Below are 6,634 nucleotides of genomic sequence, written 5' to 3' on the forward strand. Positions count from 1 at the left end.
CGGCACGGCCGGCTCGATCGCCCTGCTGGTGGCACTCGGCGTCATCGCGGTGCTCGGTGTCTTCGCCGTCCGACTGCACGGGGCACCGGGTTCGGGCGAGGACCGCCACCTCCAACAGGGCCGGCCCGGCCCAGCCCGGCAGGTGGGTCAACGCGGCCAGCGAGGCACCGCCGAGCCCGACGTTGAACCCGTTCCAACCGACCATCGACACGGTCAGCACCGCCGCCAGCAGCAACCGCGAGGTGTTCCCCAGGTACGCGGGCAGCACCGCGGTCAGCGTCCCGCCGTCGCCGAGCGGCCGACGCAGACCGATCCGACCCTGCCCCCAGAGCAGTGCCGCCATCAGCGCCCCGCCGACCAGCAGACCCGCCACCGGCACCGCACCGCCGTGCCGGGCGGCCATCGCCGCGCCGAGCACCAGCGTGGCAGGTGCGGTGCCGATTCCCAGCCACGCGCCGACCGCCGCCGGCCAGCGCCGTTCGGCAGTCTCAGACAACGTGGCGCAGGTAGCCGGCCACCGCCGCGTCCAGCACCTCGGCACCCGGGCGCGCCCACACCTCGGCGGAGAAGACCTCCACCTCGATCGGGCCGACGTAACCGGCCGCGTCCACCGCCTCGCGCAACCGGCGCAACTCGATGCACCCGTCGCCCGGCAGCGCCCGGCCGAGCAGCACCCCCTCCGGCAGTGGCGTCACCCAGTCGCAGACCTGGAACGCCGCGATCCACTCCCCGGCCCGCGCGATCTGCGCGTACACCGTGTCGTCCCACCAGACGTGGTACGCGTCCACGACCACGCCGACCACCGACGGGTCGAACCGCTCGGCGATATCGAGCGCCTGACCCAGGGTGGCGATCACGCAGCGGTCGGCGGCGAACATCGGGTGCAGCGGCTCGATCGCCAGCCGCACCCCGGCGGCCTCGGCGTGCGGGGCCAACTCCCCGATCGCGTCGGCGACCCGCTGCCGGGCGCCGTCGATGTCCCGGCTGCCGGGCGGCAGCCCACCGGACACCAGGACCAGCTCCGGGGCACCCACTGTGGCCGCCTCCTCGATGGCCCGCAGGTTCTCCTCGTGCCAGTCGTCGGCGGAGAAGAATCCGCCCCGGCACAGCGAGGTGACGGTGAGACCCGCGTCGCGGACCAGCTTCGCCGACCGAGCCAACCCGTACTCGGCGACCGGCTCGCGCCACAACCCGATGCCCGGCACTCCGGCCGCCACGCAGCCAGCCACCACGTCCGGCAGCGGCCAGCGCTGGGCGGTGGCCTGGTTGAACGAGAAGCGCGCGAGGCTCATTGGGCCACCCCGGCAACCGTGAAGAACGCCCGCGCCCGGGCCGCCGCCAGGTCGGCATCCGGCAACAACCCGGCCGCGTCGGCGAGGGTGAGCAGGGTGGCCAGGTGCGCCGGGGACCGGCCGGACTGCGCGCCGCCGACCATGGTGAAGTGGTCCTGGTGCCCGGCCAGCCAGGCCAGGAACACGATACCCGTCTTGTAGTGCCAGGTCGGGGCCGCGAACAGGTGCCGGGCCAGCGGCACGGTCGGTGCGAAGATCTCGTCGTACGCCGCCAGGTCCCCCCGGTCCAGCGCGGCGAACGCGGCCGCGGCGGCGGGCGCGATGGCCGCGAACACCCCGAGCAGCGCGTCGGAATGCCCCACCTCGTCGCCCCGGATCAGCTCCGGGTAGTGGAAGTCGTCACCCGTGTAGAGGCGCACCCCGGCGGGGAGCCGGCGGCGCAGCGCGACCTCCCGGTCGGCGTCCAGCAGCGACACCTTGATGCCGTCCACAATCGACTGATGCGCCTTGATCAGCTCGACGACCGTGTCGGCGGCCAGGTCCAGGTCGGCAGCACCCCAGTAGCCGTTCAACGCCGGGTCGAACATCGGGCCCAGCCAGTGCAGCACCACCGGCTCGTCGGCGGCGCTCAGCAGCTCGTCGTACACCCGGAGGTAGTCCTCCGGGCCGCGCGCCGCGGCGGCCAGATGCCGGCTGCACATCAACACCGGGCGGGCGCCGGCCGCGCGGACGTCGGCGAGCTGTTCGAGGTACGCGGCGGTGACCGCCGCCACTGTCGCCGGACCGGCCGGCAGCTGGTCCGTGCCGACCCCGGCGACGATCCGGCCTCCCACCGCGCGGGCCTCGGTGGCGCTGCGGCGGATCAACTCCCGGGTGGCCCTGTAGTCCAGCCCCATCCCCCGCTGCGCGGTGTCCATCGCCTCGGCGACCCCGAGCCCGTACGACCAGAGGTGCCGCCGGAAGGCGAGGGTGGTGTCCCAGTCCACGGCCGCCGGGGCACCCGGCACGTTCTCCGCCGTCGGGTCGGCGACCACGTGCGCGGCGGCGTACGCGATCCGGCTGGTCGCCGGCGCGGCCGGGCGGGCGAAGCCGCCGCCCCCGGTGAGCCGGTGCCGCCGGCCGCCCGGCAGCGCCACCTCGGCCGTCACCGGCGGCACCACCTCGGCCGTCATGAGCGCAGCTCCGGCACCTCGACCCGACCACCCTCGCGGGCCGAGCGCAGCCCCAACTCGGCGAGCTGTACGCCGCGCGCGCCGGCCAGGAAGTCCCAGCGGAACGGCTCACCGGCGACGACGTGCCGCAGGTACGCCTCCCACTGCACCTTGAAGCCGTTGTCGAACTCCTCGTTGTCGGGCACCTCGGCCCACTGGGCGCGGAAGTCCTCGGTGGCCGGCAGGTCCGGATTCCACACCGGCTTCGGGGTGACCGCCCGGTGCTGCACCCGGCAGTTGCGCAGCCCGGCAACGGCGCTGCCCTCGGTGCCGTCGACCTGGAACTCCACCAGCTCGTCGCGGTACACCCGCACGTTCCAGGACGAGTTGATCTGCGCGATGATCCCGCCGTCGAGTTCGAAGATCCCGTACGCGGCGTCGTCGGCGGTGGCCGGATACACCTGCCCGGCCTCGTCGACGCGTTCGGGCACGTGGGTGGCGGTCACGCAGGACACCGCCCGCACCCGGCCGAACAGCTCCTCCAGCACGTAGTGCCAGTGCGGGAACATGTCGACCACGATGCCGCCGCCGTCCTCGGCCCGGTAGTTCCACGACGGCCGCTGGGCGGGCTGCCAGTCACCTTCGAACACCCAGTAGCCGAACTCGCCGCGCACCGAGAGGATCCGGCCGAAGAAGCCGCCGTCGACGAGGCGCTTGAGCTTGCGCAGCCCCGGCAGGAAGAGCTTGTCCTGCACGACGCCGGTGCGTACGCCGGCCGCGTCCGCCGCCCGGGCCAGGTCGAGCGCGGCAGCGGTGTCCTCGGCGAGGGGCTTCTCCGTGTAGATGTGCTTGCCGGCCTCGATGGCCTGCCGGATCGCCTTCTCGCGCTGCTGGGTGACCTGCGCGTCGAAGTAGATCTGGACGTCGTCGCGGGCGAGCGCGGCGGTCAGGTCCGTGGTCCATTCGGTGAGCCCGTGCCGCTCGGCGATCTCGCGGAGCTTCGTCTCGTTACGCCCGACCAGGACCGGCTCCGGCCAGACGGTCGTGCCGTCGGCCAGCGTCACGCCGCCGGACTCCCGGATGGCCAGCAAGGACCGGACGAGGTGCTGGCGGTAGCCCATCCTTCCGGTCACACCGTTGACGATGATGCCGATCGACCTGCGGGTCATGGTGTTCCTTCCGTCGTGCTGGTCGTGCCGATCCGCGCTCAGTGGTTGGCGGCCGCGCTGCCGAGCAACCCACGCAGGTCGGTGGCGAGCCGGTCGAAACGGGGATCCGACATCACCGACGCGTAGTCGCGGTGCGCCGGCAGGTCGACCGGGAAGGTGCGGATGATCCGGCCGGGCCGGGGGCTCATCACCACGACCCGGGTACCGAGGAAGACCGCCTCGGCGATGGAGTGGGTGACCAGCACGACAGTGGTGCCGGTCTCCCGCCAGATCCGGTGCAGTTCGGCGTTCATCTGCTCCCGGGTCAGCGCGTCCAGCGCGCCGAACGGCTCGTCCATGAGCAGCACCGGCGGGGAGTGCAGCAGCGCGCGACAGAGCGCCACCCGCTGCTGCATGCCGCCGGACAACTCGTGTGGCAGTGCCTTCTCGAAGCCGGTCAGGCCGGTCATCTCGATCAGCTCGTCGGCCCGACGGGACGCCTGGGCCCGGTCCATGCCGCGCATCTCGGCCTGCAGCAGGATGTTGGCCCGGGCACCGCGCCACTCCAGCAGCGCCGCCTTCTGGAAGACGAAGCCGATCTCCTTCTGCGGGCCACGGACCGGACGCTCCAACAGCGACACCGCACCGCTGGTCGGCGTGACCAACCCGGCGACGATCTTCAGGAGAGTGGACTTGCCGCAGCCGGACGGGCCGACGATCGTGACGAACTCGCCGGGCTCGATGTCCAGCGACACTTCGTCCAGGGCGGTGGTCTGGGACCGCCGGGAGGTGAACCGTACGGTCACCCCCGACATCCCGATGGCGGTGCCGGTGGCTGCCGGCGCGGCGGTCACCGGGTCACCCCTGCTTCGCGTACGAGGAGTCCCAGTACGCGTTGGGCGCGCCCGGGTCCTTCAGCTCCGCGTAGCGGGACATCAGGTCGATGGTCTCGGTCCACTGGGCCTCGGTGTTCACCCCGGGCGGTCCTTCGCCGCCGAGCAGCGGCAGCACGAGGGTGAGTTGCTTGGTGAGCACCTCGGGTGCCGGCTCGTTCTCGGCGAGCGCGGCCATCGCGGTCACCGCGCCGGCCGGGTCGCGGGCGGCGTCGGCCCAGGACTTCTGGGTGGCCTTGACGAACTTGCGAGCCAGCTCCGGGTCCTTCTGCAGGGTCTGGGTGTTGGCGATCAGGCCGGTGCCGAGCAGGTTCATCCCGTAGTCGGCGAAGAGCAGGACGTCGACCTTCTTACCGGTCTTGCTCTCGATGGTGGGCGCCTGGTCGTGGAAGAAGCCCATGATGGCGTCGACCTTGCCCTCGGCCAGCGCGGCGATCTTGCCGGCGGCGTCGACGTTGACGACCTTGACGTCGTTCTGCTTGAGGCCGTTCTTCTCCAGCCAGGCCGGGAAGGTCGCGTAGAGGGCGTCGCCGGGGGTGCCCCCGACGGTCTTGCCCTTGAGATCCGCCGGGGTCTTGATGTTTTTCTCGGAGAAGAACTCCACCGAGGAGGGGCCCTTCTCCAGGTACGCGCCGAGGCTGCGCACCGGCATCCCGGTGGCCACCGACTTGAGCAGCACCGGGCTGTCGGCCCAGCCGAAGTCGGTCTGCTTCTGGGCGACCTGCTTGACCGTGTTGCCCGAGCCGTTGCCCGGCAGGATCTTCAGGTCGATGCCCTCGGCGGAGTAGTAGCCGTTCTGCAGGCCGTAGTAGAACGGCGCGTGCTCGCCGTAGGGCACCCAGTTGAGGGTCAGGGTGACCTGCTTCTTGCCGTCCGCGCCGGTCTTGCCGGCGGAGTCGTCCCCACCGCAGCCGGTGGCGGCGAACAGGAGGGCGGCGGTGACCAGGATGGTGGTGGCGGTGCGTTTCATCGGTGCCTCCGTGATGGGGTCGGTCAGGAGGTGGTCAGGGACACGCCGGCACGGCGACTGGCGTGCCACGGGATGAGCAGTGCCTCGGCGATCTCGACCAGGACGAACAGGACGATGCCGATGGCGGACATCAGGATCAGGTCGGCGAACAGCAGCGGGGCGTCGAGGTTGCCGTTGGCCAGCAACAGGACGTAGCCGAGCCCTTCGCTGGCGCCGACGAACTCGCCGACCACGGCACCGACCACCGCGAGGGTGACCGCCACCTTGAGACCGGCCATGAGGTGCGGCAACGCGTTCGGGAAGCGGATCTTGCGGAAGGTGCGCCACGGCCCGGCACCCATCGTGGCGGCCAGGTCGAGCAGCTCAGGGTCGGTGGAGCGCAGGCCGGCCACACCGGAGATGACCACCGGGAAGAACGCGATGAGCACCGCCAGGATGATCTTCGGGGTGAGGCCGAGGCCGAACCAGACCACCAGTAGGGGCGCGATGGCGATCTTCGGGATGACCTGTGCGAACAGGACGATCGGGTAGAGCGCCTTGTCCAGGGTGCGGGAGTACGCGATGGCGACAGCGGTCGCGAGGCCCAACGCGGCAGCCAGCACGAAGCCGAGGACCGTCTCGTACAGGGTGACCAGTGTGTGTCGGGCCAGTTCCGACCACTGACCGGTCATCGTCTCCCAGACCTGGCCGGGTGTGGGCACCAGGTAGTTCGGGACGTATTCCTGGGCGGCCACGAACCACCAGGCGGCGAACAGGACCGCGAGGACCAGCGCCGGACGCCAGAGCGAGTCGGCGAAGGCCGCCGCCCGGCGACCGAGCGTCGGTCGTGGTGGACGGCCACCGCCGGTCGGCGCACCGGACGATGCCGGTCTGTCGACTGTGGTCGGGGCCGCCCGCTCGCTGTCCACCGCCTCGGCGTCGGCGCGGCGACCTGCGGTGTCCAAAGAGTTCTCGGTCACGCGAAACCTCCTCGGGCGCCCGGCACGGCACCGACATCCGGGCCGATCGGCGGATCAGGCAAACGCTTTCCTGGGAGCGTAGGCTGCCCCCGCGATGCCGGGCAAGGCCTTTCCTCGATGTATTCGCCGTGGTGGTGCCGCGCTGTCGGTGCGTGAGGTCACCGGGCAGCCGATCCTGTTCGCCTCCACCGGTGAGAAGTTGGAGGACTTCGACGTCTTCC

7 protein-coding genes and 1 pseudogene are annotated in these 6,634 nt (G+C 71.6%); 1 reads left to right on the forward strand and 7 read right to left on the reverse strand.

Annotation, left to right across the window (positions count from 1 at the left end; translation table 11 throughout):
• The 7 genes from ACWCO3_RS29420 to ACWCO3_RS29450 form a co-directional block, all read right to left on the reverse strand.
• Positions 1–496, reverse strand: a 496-nt coding sequence (locus tag ACWCO3_RS29420; protein WP_450013141.1) for a hypothetical protein, incomplete at its 3' end; no start/stop codon positions are given.
• Positions 489–1,292: a sugar phosphate isomerase/epimerase family protein gene (locus tag ACWCO3_RS29425; RefSeq protein ID WP_145781123.1), complete on the reverse strand. Its 804-nt coding sequence runs from the start codon at positions 1,290–1,292 to the stop codon at positions 489–491. The genes ACWCO3_RS29425 and ACWCO3_RS29420, both read right to left, overlap by 8 nt.
• Entirely contained in the window at positions 1,289–2,464 is a 1,176-nt protein-coding gene (locus ACWCO3_RS29430; protein WP_358163967.1) for a dihydrodipicolinate synthase family protein, read from the reverse strand. The genes ACWCO3_RS29425 and ACWCO3_RS29430 overlap by 4 nt, the downstream gene beginning before the upstream one ends.
• Positions 2,461–3,612, reverse strand: a complete 1,152-nt coding sequence (locus tag ACWCO3_RS29435) for a Gfo/Idh/MocA family protein (protein ID WP_450013144.1) — start codon at positions 3,610–3,612, stop codon at positions 2,461–2,463. Before ACWCO3_RS29435 ends, ACWCO3_RS29430 begins: the two co-directional genes overlap by 4 nt.
• 38 nt (positions 3,613–3,650) lie before the next feature.
• Positions 3,651–4,406, reverse strand: a complete 756-nt coding sequence (locus ACWCO3_RS29440; protein ID WP_450013147.1) for an ABC transporter ATP-binding protein — start codon at positions 4,404–4,406, stop codon at positions 3,651–3,653.
• Positions 4,407–4,449: 43 nt separating this feature from the next.
• Positions 4,450–5,454, reverse strand: a complete 1,005-nt coding sequence (locus tag ACWCO3_RS29445) for an ABC transporter substrate-binding protein (protein WP_145781116.1) — start codon at positions 5,452–5,454, stop codon at positions 4,450–4,452.
• Positions 5,455–5,477: 23 nt separating this feature from the next.
• On the reverse strand, positions 5,478–6,413 hold the full coding sequence (locus tag ACWCO3_RS29450; RefSeq protein WP_357934676.1) for an ABC transporter permease: 936 nt from the start codon (positions 6,411–6,413) through the stop codon (positions 5,478–5,480).
• 127 nt (positions 6,414–6,540) lie between these two features.
• On the opposite strand from ACWCO3_RS29450, the pseudogene ACWCO3_RS29455 reads away from it, so the two are divergent.
• Positions 6,541–6,634: pseudogene (locus ACWCO3_RS29455) on the forward strand (hypothetical protein); the annotation flags it as partial.

It is taken from the genome of Micromonospora sp. NPDC002411 (assembly GCF_053592955.1).